The sequence below is a fragment of the Haloarcula argentinensis DSM 12282 genome (assembly GCA_000336895.1).
Classification (GTDB): domain Archaea; phylum Halobacteriota; class Halobacteria; order Halobacteriales; family Haloarculaceae; genus Haloarcula; species Haloarcula argentinensis.
On the sequence record AOLX01000027.1, the window covers coordinates 275055 to 290826 of the forward strand.

Below are 15772 nucleotides of genomic sequence, written 5' to 3' on the forward strand. Positions count from 1 at the left end.
TTCTCAGAGTTCCGGGACCGCCAGGTGGAACTCCTGGTTTCTCGCTTCTAACAGACAGAGGTGAAAGCCCTTCTTGCGCGAGATGTTCACGAAACTCTTGCGCTTATCGCGATTGAACAGCCCGCTAGAGGTGGCTTCTTCGGCGGTTTCGAGTGCGCCCGGCTCGAAGAAACTGCTCGTGACGAGAAACGCCGACGCGAGTGATCCGGAGGCGTTGCCGACCCGCTCGGCGTTCCGGATGAGGTCCGACATCTGGCCCTCGGAGGCCGGCTCGCGCGAGTCGTTGATGTTTGCGACGACCAGCGGGTTCCCCATCCGGTCCCGGACGACCACGTCGAACCGTTCCTGCGAGCGGGTCTCCTGACCGTCTTCCGTGTATGTCACCGTGACGTTGCCGTTCAGTTCGGCGCGGTCGATGGCCGGAAGCCCCTCGTAGAGGTCTTTCATCGCTCCCGCGTGTCCGGTGTCCCGAATCTCGTAGAGGAGGTTCCGGATGAGCCAGTTGACGAAGCGGTACTGGATGCTGTCTTCGAGGTACTCCTCGAAGGGCGTCCCGTTGACCGTGGCGCCTTCTGCCTCGAACTGCGTGTGATACTCCAGCCTGAGATTCGCCTCGACCTCTTCGCGGCTCGCTTCGCCGTCCTTGGCTTCCTCCAGCGTCGCCTTACCCTTCGAATCGTACCTGACGAAGAGGTTCGTCCCGTTTATCGCCTCGCTGGCGCTGAGCCGGGTGCTACCTGCGGCGGCGTCGTTTTGCTCGTCGAGTTGCTCCTCCAACCGGTCGATTTCGGCCCGTGCGTCGGCCAGCTCCGACTCTAAACGGTCGCGCTCGTCCCGAAGCTCCTGGTTTGTTGCCTCCAGATCCGTGAGTTCGGATTCGAGGTCCGACACCGTCTCGGCTCGCTGTTCGAGCTCGGACTCGAGCTCTGCCACACGCTCCGGGTCGCGCGGTGTCGGCTCTTCGTCGGCAGGCGACTGTCTCTGGTCCCCTGTCGACGGCTGGGATTGCGGCGTATCGGCCGGCTGCGCCGGCTCCGGGTCTTTCGCAGTTGTGCCACGGCTTTCCTGAGCCGGTGCTGGTCCCTGCACGCTGGATTCGTTCGACGGCGTCGGGTCGTTCTGGGCCGGCTGGTCGCGTCGCGGTGTCGATGCCTGTTGCCCACCTGTTGGCGGCGTCTGCGTGGGAGACACGCTGGTGGCTGTGCTTTCCTGCGCACCGCCGGACTTGTTCGGGTCCAGCGATGGGACCGAGCGCGTCTCCAGATCCGTACTTGACCCGCCAGAACTGGCCTCCGGCGTCGGCGTTGTCGCTCCAGTCCCAGACTGTGTCTGGGACGTCTGTGGCTCGGGGCTCTGTGTCGGTTTCGGGTCTTCCGGTTCGGCGCGACGGTCTGCCGAAGCCGCCTGATCGCTCTGTGCCGGGGTGCTTCGAGCGCTGGCGTGCTGGGATTCCTGTGTCCGTGATGGCTCAGTCGCCGATGGTTTCGGCTCGGTCTCCCCGGCAGTCTCTCTCACTCCGGCCTCCTGTTCAGTGGACTCGTAATCAGGTTCCGTCTGTGTCGCGGTATCGGTGTCTGTCGTCGCCCGGTCTGTCGCTTTGCTGTCTGGCCGGCTGTCCGAATTCGGCTTTTCGTCCACGCTCGATTGCTCGTCAGACTCGGAACTGCGGCGGGACCGGCCAGGAGTCGCACCGGCGGCTTTCGATCCCGGCGGGCCGCTGCTTGCAGGGCCGCGGTCCCGCGTCGGCTCTGCTGCGGTCTGGGCCTGTCCGGCGTCGTCGGTTCCATCGGCTTCGGTATCTCCGACGGGGTCCGGGGACGGGTCTACCGGTTCATCGCTGTCGTCGTCCTGTGGTGTCGGTTCGTCTGGTACCGCCGTATCTGTCGGCGTGCTGTCTATCGCACCTTCGTCGGTAACGGCTGTCTCGTCACCAGCCTCGAGCGGGTCAACGCCGGCAGCCGCCGGGTCCGCTGACTGCTCGTCCGTGTCGTCTTCCGGCGGTTCCGGAATCTCGGTCGGCTCGATGTCGACCGGCATGACCTCGTAGATGCCGACCTCGTCGTTGGCCGTGTCGAACGCCTCGTCGTCGGTGATGAGGTTGTCGGAGTTGCCGACCCACGCGACGCTCATCGAGCGGCCTTGGTGGTAGACGGTGTAGTAGTCGCCCGAGAGGACGTTCTCGGAGAGTTCGATAAAGCCGGTAAAGTTACCGCTCGACAGCGTCTGGTCGACTTCTGCAAGCGCCGTGTCTTCGGTGTAGTACTGTGCTTTCACCTCGTCGGCGCGTTCCTGCATCACCGCAAGCAGTGGCAACGCCTCGTGCGGTGACCGCTTAGCTGTTCCCGACGCGTCCTCGAAATCCTCGATGGTGCCGTCGAGGACGCCGACGACGGTCCCGTTCAACATGAACAGGCGCGTCGGACCCGTGATGACCGCGCCGGAGAACTCCTGTCCGGCGAGGTCCTGCAGGCCCGCGAACCCGCCGTCGAACGGTACCGACTCCCAGCCGTCGACCCGTTCGACCGTGCGTGAACTCATTACTCCCACCAAGCCGGATGGTGGACAAATAGTTTGTGCCCACGGGCGCGGTCCGATGGACATATGACGATTCGGGCGCAATTGCTGGTATGGCAGAGGAGCCGGGACTAAGCGATCAGTATCCGACTGCGAGTCCGTGGCCGCTGTTCGTCGCACTGGGATTAGCACTGTCAGAGATCGGCGTGTTCGTCGGACTCTTTCCAGTGGCCGTCTTCGGACTGATACTGTTCGGCGGGAGCATCGCCGGTATCCTCACGGAATCCGGATACGTGGAACGGCCGTGGCCGACCCTGCTTGGGGTGGGCGTGGTGCTTATCATCCTCGCCGCCGCGTTTGCGCTCTGGCAGGTCCCGGTCGCCGATATCGCCCTCTCGAACGTCGGGACCGGGCCACTCTTCACTCGGCTGGTGGCCGTCGCCGCGGCGGGTGCTGTGATGATCGCAATGGGCGGCGTCGCCTCAGTTATGGAACAGACCGCGGCTTGAGACGGGCACTGGCCCGATTCGGAAACCAACACTCTATTTACTGGCCTGTTCTAACGGGCAGGCATGGCACTGTTCGGGTTCGAAAAAGATACCCTGCTCGACCTCACTGTGAACGTCATCCCGCTCGGGATCCTCTTCTTCTTTATCATCGCGTTCGCCGCGTTCCCGGCGTTCGGAACCGATCCCGTCTTCACCGGGTTGCAGTTCGCACTGATTATCTCGATGTTCCTGCTGCTCGCTGTCCTGACCTACTACGCGGGGAAGGCTGTCGAGAACGCCGAGAAGGAGAGCGGCGAGCTGGGTCACGAAGACTGAACTGACGGCTTCGGACAGATCGCTTCGAAAGCTGGCCGTCCTTGCCACCGGGCGACAGTGTGAGTGGTCCCTTATTTCTGAAGCTGTAACGCTGGATGGGAGCCGTATTTTATGGTCGTTGCTGCAGGAATCGACCCTTTGATAATGTCCCAGTCCTGAAGGACGACTATGGTAGCAGGAGATATTGTGCTGACGGGGCTGATGGCCGTCCTCCTCGTCGGCGTCGCCGCGCTTCTCACCCGTGTCGAGAACTGGCGTTCGTATACGCCGCTCGCGGGTGGCGGGGCCGTCACGGGTGACGAGACGGCGGTCATCAACCGTGAGAAACCCGCAGGTATCATTCGCTGGCTAACAACTGTCGACCACAAGGACATCGGTCTGTTGTACGGGGTGTACGCGGTCATCGCATTCGCCGTGGGTGGTATCATGGCGATGCTCATCCGCCTCCAGCTCGTCACGCCCGCTGGAGCCATCCTCAGCAACAACGCCTACAACTCCATCCTGACGAGTCACGGCATTACGATGCTGTTCCTGTTCGGGACGCCGATCATCGCGGCGTTCGCGAACTACTTCATCCCCCTCCTCATCGGGGCTGACGACATGGCGTTTCCGCGTATCAACGCCATCGCGTTCTGGCTGCTCCCGCCGGCAGCACTGCTAATCTGGGCGGGGTTCTTTCTCGCACCGGTGACCGACAACATGATCGAACCGGCCCGAACGGCCTGGACGATGTACACGCCACTGTCGGTTGAGCAGGCGAACCCCGGCGTCGATCTGATGTTGCTCGGGCTGCACCTCTCCGGCGTCGCAGCGACGATGGGAGCGATCAACTTCATCGCGACCATCTTCACGGAGCGCAACGAGGAGGTCAACTGGGCGAACCTCGACATTTTCTCGTGGACGATCCTCACCCAGTCCGCACTGATCCTGTTCGCCTTCCCGCTACTGGGGAGCGCCATCGTGATGCTGCTGCTGGACCGGAACCTCCAGACGACGTTCTTCGCCGTTGAAGGTGGCGGCCCGCTGCTGTGGCAGCACCTGTTCTGGTTCTTCGGCCACCCTGAGGTGTACATCCTCGTCTTGCCGCCCATGGGACTGGTCAGCCTCATCCTGCCGAAGTTCTCCGGACGGAAGCTGTTCGGCTTCAAGTTCGTCGTCTACTCGACGCTTGCCATCGGCGTCCTGTCCTTCGGCGTCTGGGCCCACCACATGTTCTCGACGGGCATGGACCCGCGGCTCCGGGCGTCGTTCATGGCAGTCTCGCTGGCTATCGCAATACCGAGCGCGGTCAAGACGTTTAACTGGATCACGACGATGTGGAACGGCCGCCTGCGCCTGACGACGCCGATGCTATTCTGTATCGGCTTCGTTTCGAACTTCATCATCGGCGGTGTCACCGGGGTGTTCCTTGCCTCCATCCCTGTCGACCTGATCCTGCACGACACCTACTACGTCGTCGGGCACTTCCACTACATCGTGATGGGAGCCATCGGCTTCGCGGCCTTCGCGGGCATCTACTACTGGTTCCCCATCTTCACCGGCCGGATGTACCAGCGTACCCTCGGGAAGGCGCACTTCTGGTTCTCCATGGTCGGGACCAACATCACGTTCTTCGCGATGCTTGCGCTGGGCTATCTGGGGATGCCGCGGCGCTACGCCACCTACCAGTTCGATGGTGCTATCGCGCCGCTGACGCAGGTGTCGACGTTCCACCAGGCGGCGACCGTCGGTGCGCTCATCCTGTTTATCGGCCAGCTGTTCTTCGTCTGGAACATCGTCCAGTCCTGGCTCGAAGGCCCGAAGGTCGAGGACGGTGACCCGTGGAACCTCGAGCGCGACGGCATGCTGGATCGTGAGTTCCAGTGGTTCGAGGAGCAACTCGAAGCCGACAGTCCGGAGAAGGACCCGTCGCTGCTTGCTGACGGCGGTCAAGAAGAACAAAACGACTCGTAAGCGTCCCGAACTCTGTTTTCGTCTGCCTTGCTTCGTTCGCAGCCACGACCGAACTGACAGTGCTGTTAGCTTGCGCCGGAAACGAGTACCATCGCCGTCACGAACATCATGAGTGCGATTCCGGTCAGGACAAGAAACAGCAGTTCCTTCTGTGACATAGGATAGCTACGGCGTGGAAGTGAAAAAGGCTAATCGTCTCCGCGCCGTTGTTCTCACATGAGCGAAGTTGAGGCCAGGTCTGGACGACAGATCGTCCTTCGCCTGTACGTCGCTATTGTTGTTCTTGCCGGTGTAATGGGGTTCGTACTCGGCAGCATCCGACCGGAGGACCTCGAACCGGAACTGTTCGGTGTAATCGCGCTACCGCCGACGCCGTTTGGCGTCGCAATCTACGGATTCGTCACTATCGGTATCGTCCTTGGCGTGTTACTTGGCCTCGTCGTGTACGTCTCCGAACGGGTCGACGACGCGGCCGGATCCTGAACCGGTCACGCAACGCTGGCCGTCTCCTGATAGCTTCCGTATTCTGCCTCGAAGACAGCCATGATCTCGCCCATCGTCGCGTAGGCTTTCACCGCATCGATGATGACGGGCATGACGTTCCCGCCGTCGGTGATCACTTGTTGCAATTCGTCAAGCGCCGCTTCCACGGCCGCGTCGTCGCGCTCTGCCTTGACCGTCGCGAGCTTGTCCCGCTGGCGTTCCTGTACGTCTTCGTCGACGGTGAGGATCTCGGGTTCGGTGTCTTCCTCGACGGTGTACTTGTTGACGCCGACCATGACCTCTTCTTCGCTCTCGACGCGCTGCTGGTACTCGTAGGCGGCGTCCTGAATCTCACGCTGGAAGTAGCCGTCCTGAATCCCTTGAATGACGCCGTCGCGGACCGATCCGTCGCCGAGGTCGTCTCTGATGTGATTGATGTAGGCCATCGCCTTCTCCTCGACCTCGTCGGTCAGCGACTCGATGGCGAAACTGCCGCCCATCGGGTCCACGATGTCGGCCGCGCCCGACTCCTCGGCGATGATCTGCTGTGTTCGGAGCGCGACCCGCACCGCCTGCTCGGACGGGAGTGCCAGCGCCTCGTCGAAGCTGTTGGTGTGCAGGCTCTGAGTTCCACCGAGGACTCCTGCAAGGGCCTGAATCGTCACGCGGACGATGTTGTTCAGCGGTTGCTGGGCGGTCAGTGACTGGCCGGCAGTCTGGGTGTGGAACTTCAGTTGTTTGCTCGCGTCGGCCTCCGCGTCGTACCAGTCGTCCATCACGCGGGCGTAGATGCGGCGAGCCGCGCGGAACTTCGCGATTTCCTCGAACATGGAGTTGTGCGAATTGAAGAAGAAAGACAGCTGTGGGGCGAACTCGTCGACGTCCATCCCGCGGTTCAGACAGTCTTCGACGTAGGCGAAACCATCAGCAAGCGTGAACGCGAGTTCCTGTATTGCCGTCGAGCCGGCCTCGCGGATGTGATACCCCGACACCGAGATGGGCTTGAACTTCGGCGTCTCCTGACTGGCGAACTCGATGGTGTCGGTGACGAGCTTTAGCGACGGCTCCGGCGGGATGACCCACTCCTTCTGTGCGATGAACTCTTTGAACATATCGTTCTGAAGCGTCCCCCGGATCTCCTCGCGCGGGACCCCCTGTTGGTCGGCCAGCGCGATGTACATCGCGTAGATGACGGGGGCGCTGGGATTGATTGTGAAGGAGGTCGAGACCTCGCCGAGGTCGATGCCGTCGAACAGTCGCTCCATGTCCGCTAGCGTGTCGACGGCGACACCCTCCTTGCCCACCTCGCCGTCGGCCATCACGTCGTCGGAGTCGATCCCCATCAGCGTCGGCATGTCGAAGGCCGTCGACAGCCCGGTCTGGCCCTCGTCGATGAGGTAGTGGAACCGCTCGTTGGTCTCGTCGGCGGTCCCGAAGCCCGCGAACTGTCGCATCGTCCACTGCCGGCCGCGGTACATTGTCGGATAGACACCGCGTGTGAACGGCTCCTCGCCGGGGAAGCCGATATCTTCCTCGTAATCGAGGTCATCTACGTCGCGTGGCGTGTACAGCCGGTCTACATCGAGGTTTGAGACCGTCGCGAACCGCTTCTTGCGTTCGCCGTAGGCGTCCAGTACGGGGTCCAGTGTCTCGGCTTCCCACTCGTCTTTCTGCTCGCGGATGCGCTGGAGGTCCGACTCGTCGAACATACTCCGGTGTATGTCATGATTTAGTAAGAAGGTTCGGGGGAAGCGAGATGTGACCGTCGATCACACCGTTGCGGACTAGTCCTGAAGCCGTTCCGTCGTCTGCACGAGCGGGTGGTGCGCGTAGTCGACGACCTCGATATCGTCGATCGACTCCAGATCGGAGTCCGCGGCCGTTTCAGCCATCCCTAGTTCGACCGTCTCGTCAAGGACGATGACGTAGGCGTCCATCTCATCGATGTCGAGCCGCGCGGCGGCTTTGACGCGGTGGTGACCGTCCGCCAGCAGGAGGTCGCCACCGTTGTCGATGACGACAAGCGGTTCCGCCAACCCACGTTCCAGTTCGTACACCCGGCCTTCGAGTTCGTCGGCATAGACCGTCGTCTGTGTCGGCGTCAGCTTGGCAAGGTCCACCTCACGGCGGCCTTCGTGTGTCGTGATACCGTGGATGTTCTCGAGTGTCCTGCTGAGCTTGTCCACCTTGCCCGGGGTCGCCCGCTCGATCTGTGAGCGGATCACGTCGGCGTTCGAGATGATGCCGACGAGGTGGCCGGCGTCGTCGACGACCGGGAGTTTCTGGATGCCCGACCGCAGGATAACGCGCGCCGCGTCCTGAACGGCCATGTCCGGATGCGCCACGAGGATGTCGTCGGTCATCACGCGGAACATCGGCTCGTGGTCTTCCGCTAGCAACAGGTCGCGCGCGCTGACGAACCCTTCGACGCGGCGGCCGTCCGTCACTGGAAACCCACTGAAGTGGTCGTTGTCGGCGATACGTCGGGCGACCTCCCCGACAGTGTCGTCGAGTTCGACGGTGGCAACCTCGCGTGTCATGTAGTCTCCGACCGTCGGTCGACTCGATTCCTCCATCGGCACGGAGTTCTCGACCGACAATAAAAAAGGCTCGCCTACGACGGCTCGCTGTCGTCGGGTTCGACGAGCGTGTCTGGGCTGTCCTCCCCCTGTTCTGGCTCGTCGCCTCCGTCCTCGTCGCCGTTTTCCAGAAACATCACATCGCTGTTCCAGTCCGTTGCGGTGTCCTCGTTTGACCCTGCAGGCGCGTCTCCAGCCGTCGCGATGGTGTCTCTGCTGTCCCGTTCAAGCGCCGTCGATTCCGTGAACGCGGTCACGTCGTAGTCGGAGCGTGCGTAGACACGCCCGAGCAGCCGGTGGGACCGCGACTGGATGGCGTCGAGAAATCGGTCCGAAACGATGGAGCGGACGATCTCCTCGAGCGACTCCTCGCGGTCGTCGACGGTTATCATCCCCAGGTCGATCTGTGCGCCCGCCATATCGGCGTGACCGCCCGCGGACCCGATCTGTCCGAAAGCGTCCCGGAGTGCCTCGCCGAGGTCGATGTCCGCCCCACGCGCCCGAGCGGAGGCGTAAATCGTCCCGTCGACGACGCCGTACACCATCGTCGCCTGGACGCCTTCGAGATCGAGTAGCCTGTCGGCCGCCTGTGCGAGCGCGTCACGGTCACTGATTTCGCCAACACCGGTCAGAAGCACCGACCCTTCCTGCTCGCGGTTCGCAATCGCGCGGCCGATGACTGACAGCGTCTCCGCGCTCACACTCGGGTCTTCGATGCGCTGTAGCGTCGCCATGTCGGCGTCTGTCACGAGATGCGCGGCGGCCTCGAAGTCCGCGGCAGCGACTTCCCGCCTGAAGTCCTTCGTGTCGACCTGAATGCCGAACAGCAGGCCCGTCGCGATGGGTGTCGGAATATCGACGTTGAACCGCTGGAGATAGTCGACCAGCAACGTACTCGTCGCCCCGACGCCGCTCCGGAGGTCGACGAAGCGGGCTTCGATCGGGACGCGCGGCGGGTGGTGGTCGATGACAATATCGATGGGGGTCTCCGGCGGAAGCTGGTCGTTGACGCCGGCTCTGGAGTGGTCGACCAGCGCGAACGCGTCGAACGCTTCCAGTTCATCCGGCGAATCGGCATCGAGGTTCCGGAGGTCGAATTCGAGGAGGTTGACAAAGGCCCGGTTCTCCTGATGTGAGATCTCCCCGTAGTAACAGATCGTCACCTCGCAGTCGGCCCGTTCAGCGAGCGCTCCGAGGGCGACAGCGCTGGCAATCGCGTCAGGGTCGGGATTGTCGTGCGTGACAACGGCGAGGTGGTCGTCGATGTTCCGGAGTATCTGATGGAGTTGTCTGGCCCGTGTTCCTTCGTCGCCGACCGACTGGGTAACGTAGTCGGTGACGACGTTTTCCGGTATGACCAGCCGGTCCGCCACGCTGTCGAGTCGGTCGCGCTGGTTGACCGTCGCGCCGCGCCCGGCGTAGGCGAGGAGGAACGCGTCGGGAAAGCGGTCACGCGCGGTCATCGCCGCGTCGACGTTCCGTTCCGGGTCTTCGCTGGCGACGATGACGCTCTCGGGCTGGATGTCGAGACCGGCGAGAACGGACGGGTCAGCTTGGTCGGCTTCGAGCACGTTGATGCCGTCCGCCCGGAGCGTTTCAGCGCGGTGCTCGTCCTGGGTCACAACTGCCAGCTCGCCGCGGTCGTCGCTAATCGCGTCGAGAAGGTCCGCGGCCGTCGGCCCGAGTCCGAGCACCAGCCGAGAAAGCATACCGTGCAGTCAGCACTGGAGCGTCTAAAAACCCGTTACTTCAGCCGTTCCTGCAGAAACGACGGATGCGCGGCGGTAACACCGTCGAGGGCGAGGATCTTGTCTTCGATGACGTCCGCCAGCGAGTCCCCGTCCATCGCCCGGACTTCTGCCATCAGCATATGATCGCCGCTAGACGTGTACAGCTCTTCCATCTCTGGAATTTCCTTGAGGTTCCGCGTGGCCTCGACGTAGCAATCGCTCGCGATGTCGATGCCGACCAGTGCAATCGACTGGCCCGCCAGCTTCTTCGGGTCGACATCGGCGGAGTAACCGACGATGACACCCTCCTCTTCGAGTTTCTGGATGTATTTCCGGACTGTCGGCTTCGATACGTCGGCTCGCTCCGCAATTTCTGCGTACGAGGCCTGTGCGTCCTCCTCGAGGACCGACAGGATTCGACGCTCCGTAGACTCGGCACTCATGGACTAATCTTTTCGGTGCATGAAAAAATATCTTCCGAACCGGAAACTGACGTTCGAGGTGGTATCCGCCGTCCGGTAGCGGGCCTTATTTGTGGTGTTCGAGGAGGTTGTCGTAGGTCCGTTCCCACTCCGCGTCCTCGTCGAAGTACCGCTCTGCGAGGGGTTCCTCGGGCATCTCGCCGATCTGGCGCTTCTCCTCGCCGTAGGAGGGGCGCTCGTCTTCGATGTACATCCGTCCGGTCAGGACTTCGCCCTCGTACAGTCGTTCCTCGGTCTTTCGCATCATCTCGGCGGCTTCCGCGCGGTCCGAGACGTCGAAGTCGAACTCGTCGGACTGCTGGACGTCCGTGTACGGGACGTAGTGCTTCGCGTCCTTGTTCCAGGTCGGACACTGGGTCAGGAAGTCGATGTGTGCGAAGCCGTCGTGTTCGATGGCTTCGGCGATGATTTCCTTCGCCTGGTTCGGGTTGACAGCCGCGGTCCGGGCGATGTAGGTCGCGCCGGCGTTGAGCTGCTGGGACAGGGGGCGGATCGGTGACTTCGCCGAGCCGTGGGGCTGTGTCTTGGACTTGTGACCCTTCGGCGATGTCGGGGATGTCTGACCCTTTGTCAGCCCGAAGATCTCGTTGTTGAACACGATATACGTCATATCGTGGTTCTCACGGGCCGTATGGATGGTGTGGTTCCCACCGATACCGTAGCCGTCGCCGTCCCCGCCGGCCGCGATGACTTCGAGGTTAGGGTTGGCGAGCTTCGCGGCCCGGGCGACGGGCAGCGAGCGGCCGTGGATGGTGTGGAAGCCGTAGCTGTTGAAGTAGCTGTTGAGCTTCCCGGAACACCCGATACCGGTGAACAGCGCGACCTCGTCGGGGTTCTTGCCGACTTCCGGCATGGCCTGCTTCAGCGCCTTGAGGACGCCGAAGTCGCCACAGCCCGGACACCAGGTCGCCTGGGGTTCGATGCCGGGTGTAAACTCGTCACGCTCGATTTCGCGTTCTTCGTTGATTGCTGAGAATGCACTCATAGGTTAGTCACCTGCCGCGGGTACGTACTTCATGTTGCTCGCGGCGAGTTCCTCGCCGTCGATGCTGGATTCGAACCCGTCGACGATCTCGGCGGGCTCGAACGGGTTGCCGTTGTACTTCAGGAGGCTCGACATCTTGTCGCCGTACTTCCCGAGTTCCTTCTGGGTCAGGCCGCGGAACTGGGCCGTGGCGTTCATCTCGACAACGAGCGCCTCGTCGACTGATTCGAGCCACTTGGAGACTTCCTCTTTCGGGTACGGAGCCATGTCGGAGACGCCAAGCGCCTTCACGGAATGGCCGTTCTCGTTGAGTCGGTCGACAGCCTCGAAGACGGTCCCCTGCTGGCTGCCCCACACGAGGATGCCGTAGTCGGCGTCCTCGGGTCCGTGGTAGGTCTGGTGGGACGTGTTTTCGTCCAGATCAGCACGGATGTCGTCAAGCTTGTTGAGCCGACGGTTCATCTGGGCGATGCGGTTCTCGGGGTCCTCGCTGATGTGGCCCGATGGGTTGTGCTCGTTGCCCGTTGCGAGGAAGCGGCCGTCCTTCTGGCCCGGCACGGAGCGCGGGCTGACGTTCGAGCCGTCCTCTGGCTCGTGGAGGAAGCGCTGGAACTTCCCGGAGGAGTGGTGTGCAGCGTCCTGAATCTCCTCTTCGGTGAGGACCGAACCGGGGTCGGCGTTCGGTTCCTCGTCGAAGTGGCTGGCCGGGAGGTTCCGGAGTTCGCCCTGGATCTTCTGGTCGTAGATGACGATAGCCGGGATCTGGTACTCGTAGGCGATGCGGAACGCAGAGCGGGTCTGCGTGTAACACTCGCGGATGTTCGCCGGTGCGAAGACGACGCGAGCCGAATCGCCCTGTGAGGTGTACAGGACGTGTTCGAGGTCCGCCTGCTCGGGCTTGGTCGGCATCCCCGTCGAGGGACCGGCTCGCATCGCTTCGACCAGCACGATCGGCGTCTCGGTCATCTCTGCGAGTCCGAGCGGTTCGGACATCAGCGCGAAGCCACCGCCAGAGGACCCGGACATGGCTTTCACGCCGGCGTGGGACGCACCGAGCGCCAGCGCGGCGGCCGCAATCTCGTCTTCGACCTGTTCGGAGATCCCGCCGAACGAGGGCAGGTGCTGTGACATGATCGTGAACACGTCGGTCCACGGGGTCATGGGGTAGCCCGAGATGAAGCGACAGCCCTCGTCGATTGCGCCGTAGGAGATGGCGTTCGAGCCCGAGAGAATGACCTGCTCCTCGTCGTGGGAGCCCTCGGGGACCTCGATGTCGTGGTCGACGTCGAGTTCGCTGGCGGCTTCGTAGGCGTCGTGCAGGACGTTGAGGTTCGCCTCCTGCATGTCGCCGCTCATGTTCTGTTTGATGAGCTTCTCGAACTCGTCGGTGCTGATGTCGAGAATGGCCGCGGTCGCGCCGATACCGGCCGTGTTCCGCATGATCTCGCGGCCGTGTTCCTTGGCGATACCGCGGAGGTCCATCGGGACGACGTGCCAGTTGTTCTCCTCGGCGGCCTCTTCGAGACCGATCTCGTCGACGTCCTCGTCGTCGAGCAGTCCCTCGTCGTAGAGGAGAACGCCGCCCTCTCGGAGGTCGTCGAAGTTCTCGTACAGCGGTTTGAGCTCTTCTTTGCCGTAGTAGGCCTCTTCCTGTGGGTTCCGGGCGAAGGAGTCACCCAGGGCCAGCAGGAAGTTGTAGCCGTCCCCGCGGGACTGTACCGGTTCGTCCTTCGCACGTACTTCAACGTACGTGTGGCCGCCACGAATACGCGACGGGTAATGACGATGTGTGAACACGTTCAGCCCCGACCACATCAAGGCCTTCGCGAAGTTCTGGCTTGTCGAGTCGATTCCGTCACCGGAACCACCGGCGATTCGCCAGATTAGTTCGTTGTCTGTCATGGTGAAATCCTCGGCCCCAGCTCTGGTGCCGTACCATTCCGTTGGGGGGCCATGACTAAAGATTTTCCACTATGTAACCACTCATTAATCGTTATCTTTCGTCTCAGGCACCTCAGATTGCCGTTTTCGAAATGGGGTTCGGCGCTATTGGGGAATATTCACAGGGGCAGTATATCCGTCTGAGTCGCACGTGTCAGCAGCTAATAGTAAGCCGAGTAACTCCCTCCCACAACGACTAACACAGTGAATACCGATGTACAGTCGAGGATGTCGTTAACGGAACTCATCGCTGGCGTCGAAGATCACCAGAAGACGCTGACCGTCTTCAACGCTGGGCCGACAGTGGCCGAAGACCTGCGCGAGCGCTTCGCGGACCGCAACGTTCGCGTCCAGACCGAGCAGACTGAGAGCGGGCGCCCGGGCGAGTTTATCACTCTCAGCGAGGGCGAAGAGGTCATCGCGGCCGCGAGTCTCACTTCGTTCACTGACTCGCTTGACGAAGGCCGTCAGTACATCACGCGGGACAACAGCCCGTACGCGTCGATTCTCGACCACCTCGACGAGACGATGTTCACCTCGTGGTCCATCCAGCGGATGACCGCCGCGTCCCGTGAAATCGAGGACCGCGCGTGGCGCGTAGGACAGGGAACGTTGCACGCCGGCTTCCAGACGCTCTCGACGCTTCAAGGCGAACTCGACCTGTACGAACGACTGGGTGAGACCGACGTGGACGTACACGCCTATGCTGTCCCTGACGTCGAACCACCCGAGTACAGCACGTTCTCGCTACATCTGGAACGGTCGGACGAGATCGCCGACTCGTGGTTCGTCGTCTTCGACGGCGGCGGTGACCCGTCCCAGAAATGCGCCCTGCTGGCTGAGGAGCGCGAACCACGCGAGTTCTACGGCTTCTGGACCTACGACGAGTCGACCGTCGACTGGATTATCGACTACTTGGAGGAGACGTACGGCTACCTCGAACAGTGAAAGTCGCGCTCGAACCGGCTAACACGGCCATTGCCACGGCTTGGCGTTGGCTACCATCTCGTCTGTGACATGCCAAACGTCGCTGAGTCCCGAGAGTTCCGTATCGAAGAGACCGGCGAACGCGTCAACGGTCTCGAACTGGAGTTACACCTGTTTTTCGGCGTGTGGGCCGTCGTCGAGCGCCACGAAGACCGGTGGGTCGTGGCGACTGAAGACGGCGAGCGCCGGACGCTCGTCGCCGTCTCGGACTGACCTGACGCGGGCCGCGTCTCAGTCCATTGTCCCGGACACGTCCTCAAACACCGCGAGATCGTGGCCGAGCAGCACTTCGGCCCCCGTGGCACGCTGGCGGTCGCGGCATCGTTCCAGACTCTCCTTCCACGCGCCGTTGTTCCACAGGAGGCTTGTCGCCATAGACTGTCCCGCGTAGTTCGCCTCGACGTACGCTTCGTCGCCGACGACGAGAAGCGGCTGGTTCGGGCGGTCGATGAATGCTCCCATGAGCCCGGGCGTGTGGCCGGGGAGGTGGAGCAGTTCGATACCATCGGTAAGATGATAGCTGTCGCCGTGGACGATCTCCCAGTTCAGGTCGCGGTCGAAGTCGCTGGCGAGATAGGCGATAGAACCGTCGTCCGTGTTAGCGCTGTAGTACGCGAACGGGAGTTCGTTACGGTGGACGTAGATTGGCACGTCCGTTCCTGCGAAGTTGTGCAGGCCGCCGGCGTGGTCCAGATGCAGGTGGCTCATCACGACGGCATCGATGTCGCCGATGCTGTAACCCGCATCTTCGAGATCTGCTGGCAGAGGATGCTCGGCGGCATCAACGTGTGCGAACGCCTCGTACAGCGGCGTCGGCCAGTACCCGTCGCCGGCCTCCGGATGAGAGCCGGTGTCCCAGAGGACAGTCATCTCAGGCGTCTCTACGACGAGGTTCCAGACGACGTACGTTTCGTACTCGTGTTCCGGGTCGCGGTCCGAGGCCGTCGCGACGCTGTGGCCGTCGACGACGAAGTTTCGGTCAGCCTGTACGCGGCCCCGGTCGACGAATGTCACTGCGAGGTCGTCCATACAGTGTTTACCGGCTGTCACAAAGTAAAGAGCGGTGCCGTGCGCCGCGGGTGATGGGCTAGCTCGCGATATGACCAGCCGTTCGCTGTGGAAGGGATTTCATGCTGTATCGGCGCCGAAATACTTTTATAGCGAAATATCCGGAAAAGCGGGACCCACACACACCACCCTGCAAGTGTTCTCGGTGTTTGCGGGGATGGGGGTGGGGAGGGGGAGGGCCCCTACACGTACTTAAAAGAGAGTCGGATTGTTCGATTCTACTGAG

At 62.3% G+C, this 15772-nt stretch carries 14 protein-coding genes; 6 read left to right on the forward strand and 8 right to left on the reverse strand.

Going from position 1 to position 15772, the window contains the following annotated elements; all coding sequences use genetic code 11:
- Positions 1-3 precede the first annotated feature (3 nt).
- On the reverse strand, positions 4-2538 hold the full coding sequence (locus C443_RS19315) for a DUF7527 domain-containing protein (RefSeq protein WP_005538513.1): 2535 nt from the start codon (positions 2536-2538) through the stop codon (positions 4-6).
- An 89-nt stretch (positions 2539-2627) separates the two neighbouring features.
- On the opposite strand from C443_RS19315, the gene C443_RS19320 reads away from it, so the two are divergent.
- The 4 genes from C443_RS19320 (at position 2628) to C443_RS19335 (ending at position 5774) form a co-directional block, all read left to right on the forward strand.
- Entirely contained in the window at positions 2628-3023 is a 396-nt protein-coding gene (locus tag C443_RS19320) for a DUF7541 family protein (RefSeq protein ID WP_005538514.1), read from the forward strand.
- Positions 3024-3086: 63 nt separating this feature from the next.
- Positions 3087-3338: a DUF6684 family protein gene (locus C443_RS19325; protein ID WP_005538515.1), complete on the forward strand. Its 252-nt coding sequence runs from the start codon at positions 3087-3089 to the stop codon at positions 3336-3338.
- Between the two features lie 168 nt (positions 3339-3506).
- The gene (gene ctaD / locus C443_RS19330) at positions 3507-5291 is read left to right on the forward strand and encodes a cytochrome c oxidase subunit I (RefSeq protein WP_049944152.1); all 1785 of its coding nucleotides are present in this window, start codon (positions 3507-3509) and stop codon (positions 5289-5291) included.
- Positions 5292-5507: 216 nt separating this feature from the next.
- A complete protein-coding gene (locus tag C443_RS19335; protein WP_005538519.1) occupies positions 5508-5774 on the forward strand; it encodes a DUF7520 family protein in 267 nt (88 codons plus the stop codon).
- A 5-nt stretch (positions 5775-5779) separates the two neighbouring features.
- On the opposite strand, the gene C443_RS19340 is transcribed toward C443_RS19335, so the two are convergent.
- The 6 genes from C443_RS19340 to C443_RS19365 all read right to left on the reverse strand — a co-directional run bounded on the left by C443_RS19340 (position 5780) and on the right by C443_RS19365 (position 13452).
- Entirely contained in the window at positions 5780-7483 is a 1704-nt protein-coding gene (locus tag C443_RS19340; protein WP_005538520.1) for a methylmalonyl-CoA mutase family protein, read from the reverse strand.
- Positions 7484-7558: 75 nt separating this feature from the next.
- Positions 7559-8350, reverse strand: a complete 792-nt coding sequence (locus tag C443_RS19345) for a CBS pair associated ParBc domain-containing protein (protein WP_005538523.1) — start codon at positions 8348-8350, stop codon at positions 7559-7561.
- Between the two features lie 38 nt (positions 8351-8388).
- Complete coding sequence (locus C443_RS19350; RefSeq protein WP_005538524.1) at positions 8389-10062, reverse strand: DHH family phosphoesterase; 1674 nt, start codon at positions 10060-10062, stop codon at positions 8389-8391.
- Positions 10063-10097: 35 nt separating this feature from the next.
- Complete coding sequence (gene lrpA1 / locus C443_RS19355) at positions 10098-10526, reverse strand: HTH-type transcriptional regulator LrpA1 (RefSeq protein ID WP_004591923.1); 429 nt, start codon at positions 10524-10526, stop codon at positions 10098-10100.
- Between the two features lie 85 nt (positions 10527-10611).
- Entirely contained in the window at positions 10612-11550 is a 939-nt protein-coding gene (locus tag C443_RS19360) for a thiamine pyrophosphate-dependent enzyme (RefSeq protein WP_004516277.1), read from the reverse strand.
- 3 nt (positions 11551-11553) lie between these two features.
- Positions 11554-13452 carry a 2-oxoacid:acceptor oxidoreductase subunit alpha gene (locus C443_RS19365; protein WP_005538525.1) on the reverse strand — a complete coding sequence of 633 codons (1899 nt, stop codon included), beginning with the start codon at positions 13450-13452 and terminating at the stop codon, positions 11554-11556.
- A gap of 267 nt (positions 13453-13719) precedes the next feature.
- On the opposite strand from C443_RS19365, the gene C443_RS19370 reads away from it, so the two are divergent.
- Positions 13720-14439, forward strand: a complete 720-nt coding sequence (locus C443_RS19370; RefSeq protein ID WP_005538527.1) for a DICT sensory domain-containing protein — start codon at positions 13720-13722, stop codon at positions 14437-14439.
- A gap of 69 nt (positions 14440-14508) precedes the next feature.
- Positions 14509-14691, forward strand: coding sequence for a hypothetical protein (locus C443_RS19375; protein ID WP_005538529.1), 183 nt, complete (start codon positions 14509-14511; stop codon positions 14689-14691).
- Positions 14692-14709: 18 nt separating this feature from the next.
- Here C443_RS19375 and C443_RS19380 read toward each other — a convergent pair whose 3' ends face one another.
- On the reverse strand, positions 14710-15507 hold the full coding sequence (locus C443_RS19380) for an N-acyl homoserine lactonase family protein (protein ID WP_005538530.1): 798 nt from the start codon (positions 15505-15507) through the stop codon (positions 14710-14712).
- Positions 15508-15772 lie beyond the last annotated feature (265 nt).

Bases quoted from the DNA above. Each gene is read 5' to 3' on its own strand.
- C443_RS19335 (WP_005538519.1), top strand. From the start codon at position 5,508: ATGAGCGAAGTTGAGGCCAGGTCTGGACGACAGATCGTCCTTCGCCTG.
- C443_RS19315 (WP_005538513.1), bottom strand. From the start codon at position 2,538: ATGAGTTCACGCACGGTCGAACGGGTCGACGGCTGGGAGTCGGTACCG.
- C443_RS19345 (WP_005538523.1), bottom strand. From the start codon at position 8,350: ATGGAGGAATCGAGTCGACCGACGGTCGGAGACTACATGACACGCGAG.
- lrpA1 (WP_004591923.1), bottom strand. From the start codon at position 10,526: ATGAGTGCCGAGTCTACGGAGCGTCGAATCCTGTCGGTCCTCGAGGAG.
- C443_RS19380 (WP_005538530.1), bottom strand. From the start codon at position 15,507: ATGGACGACCTCGCAGTGACATTCGTCGACCGGGGCCGCGTACAGGCT.
- C443_RS19320 (WP_005538514.1), top strand. From the start codon at position 2,628: ATGGCAGAGGAGCCGGGACTAAGCGATCAGTATCCGACTGCGAGTCCG.
- C443_RS19325 (WP_005538515.1), top strand. From the start codon at position 3,087: ATGGCACTGTTCGGGTTCGAAAAAGATACCCTGCTCGACCTCACTGTG.
- C443_RS19370 (WP_005538527.1), top strand. From the start codon at position 13,720: ATGTCGTTAACGGAACTCATCGCTGGCGTCGAAGATCACCAGAAGACG.
- ctaD (WP_049944152.1), top strand. From the start codon at position 3,507: ATGGTAGCAGGAGATATTGTGCTGACGGGGCTGATGGCCGTCCTCCTC.
- C443_RS19360 (WP_004516277.1), bottom strand. From the start codon at position 11,550: ATGAGTGCATTCTCAGCAATCAACGAAGAACGCGAAATCGAGCGTGAC.
- C443_RS19340 (WP_005538520.1), bottom strand. From the start codon at position 7,483: ATGTTCGACGAGTCGGACCTCCAGCGCATCCGCGAGCAGAAAGACGAG.
- C443_RS19365 (WP_005538525.1), bottom strand. From the start codon at position 13,452: ATGACAGACAACGAACTAATCTGGCGAATCGCCGGTGGTTCCGGTGAC.
- C443_RS19375 (WP_005538529.1), top strand. From the start codon at position 14,509: ATGCCAAACGTCGCTGAGTCCCGAGAGTTCCGTATCGAAGAGACCGGC.
- C443_RS19350 (WP_005538524.1), bottom strand. From the start codon at position 10,062: ATGCTTTCTCGGCTGGTGCTCGGACTCGGGCCGACGGCCGCGGACCTT.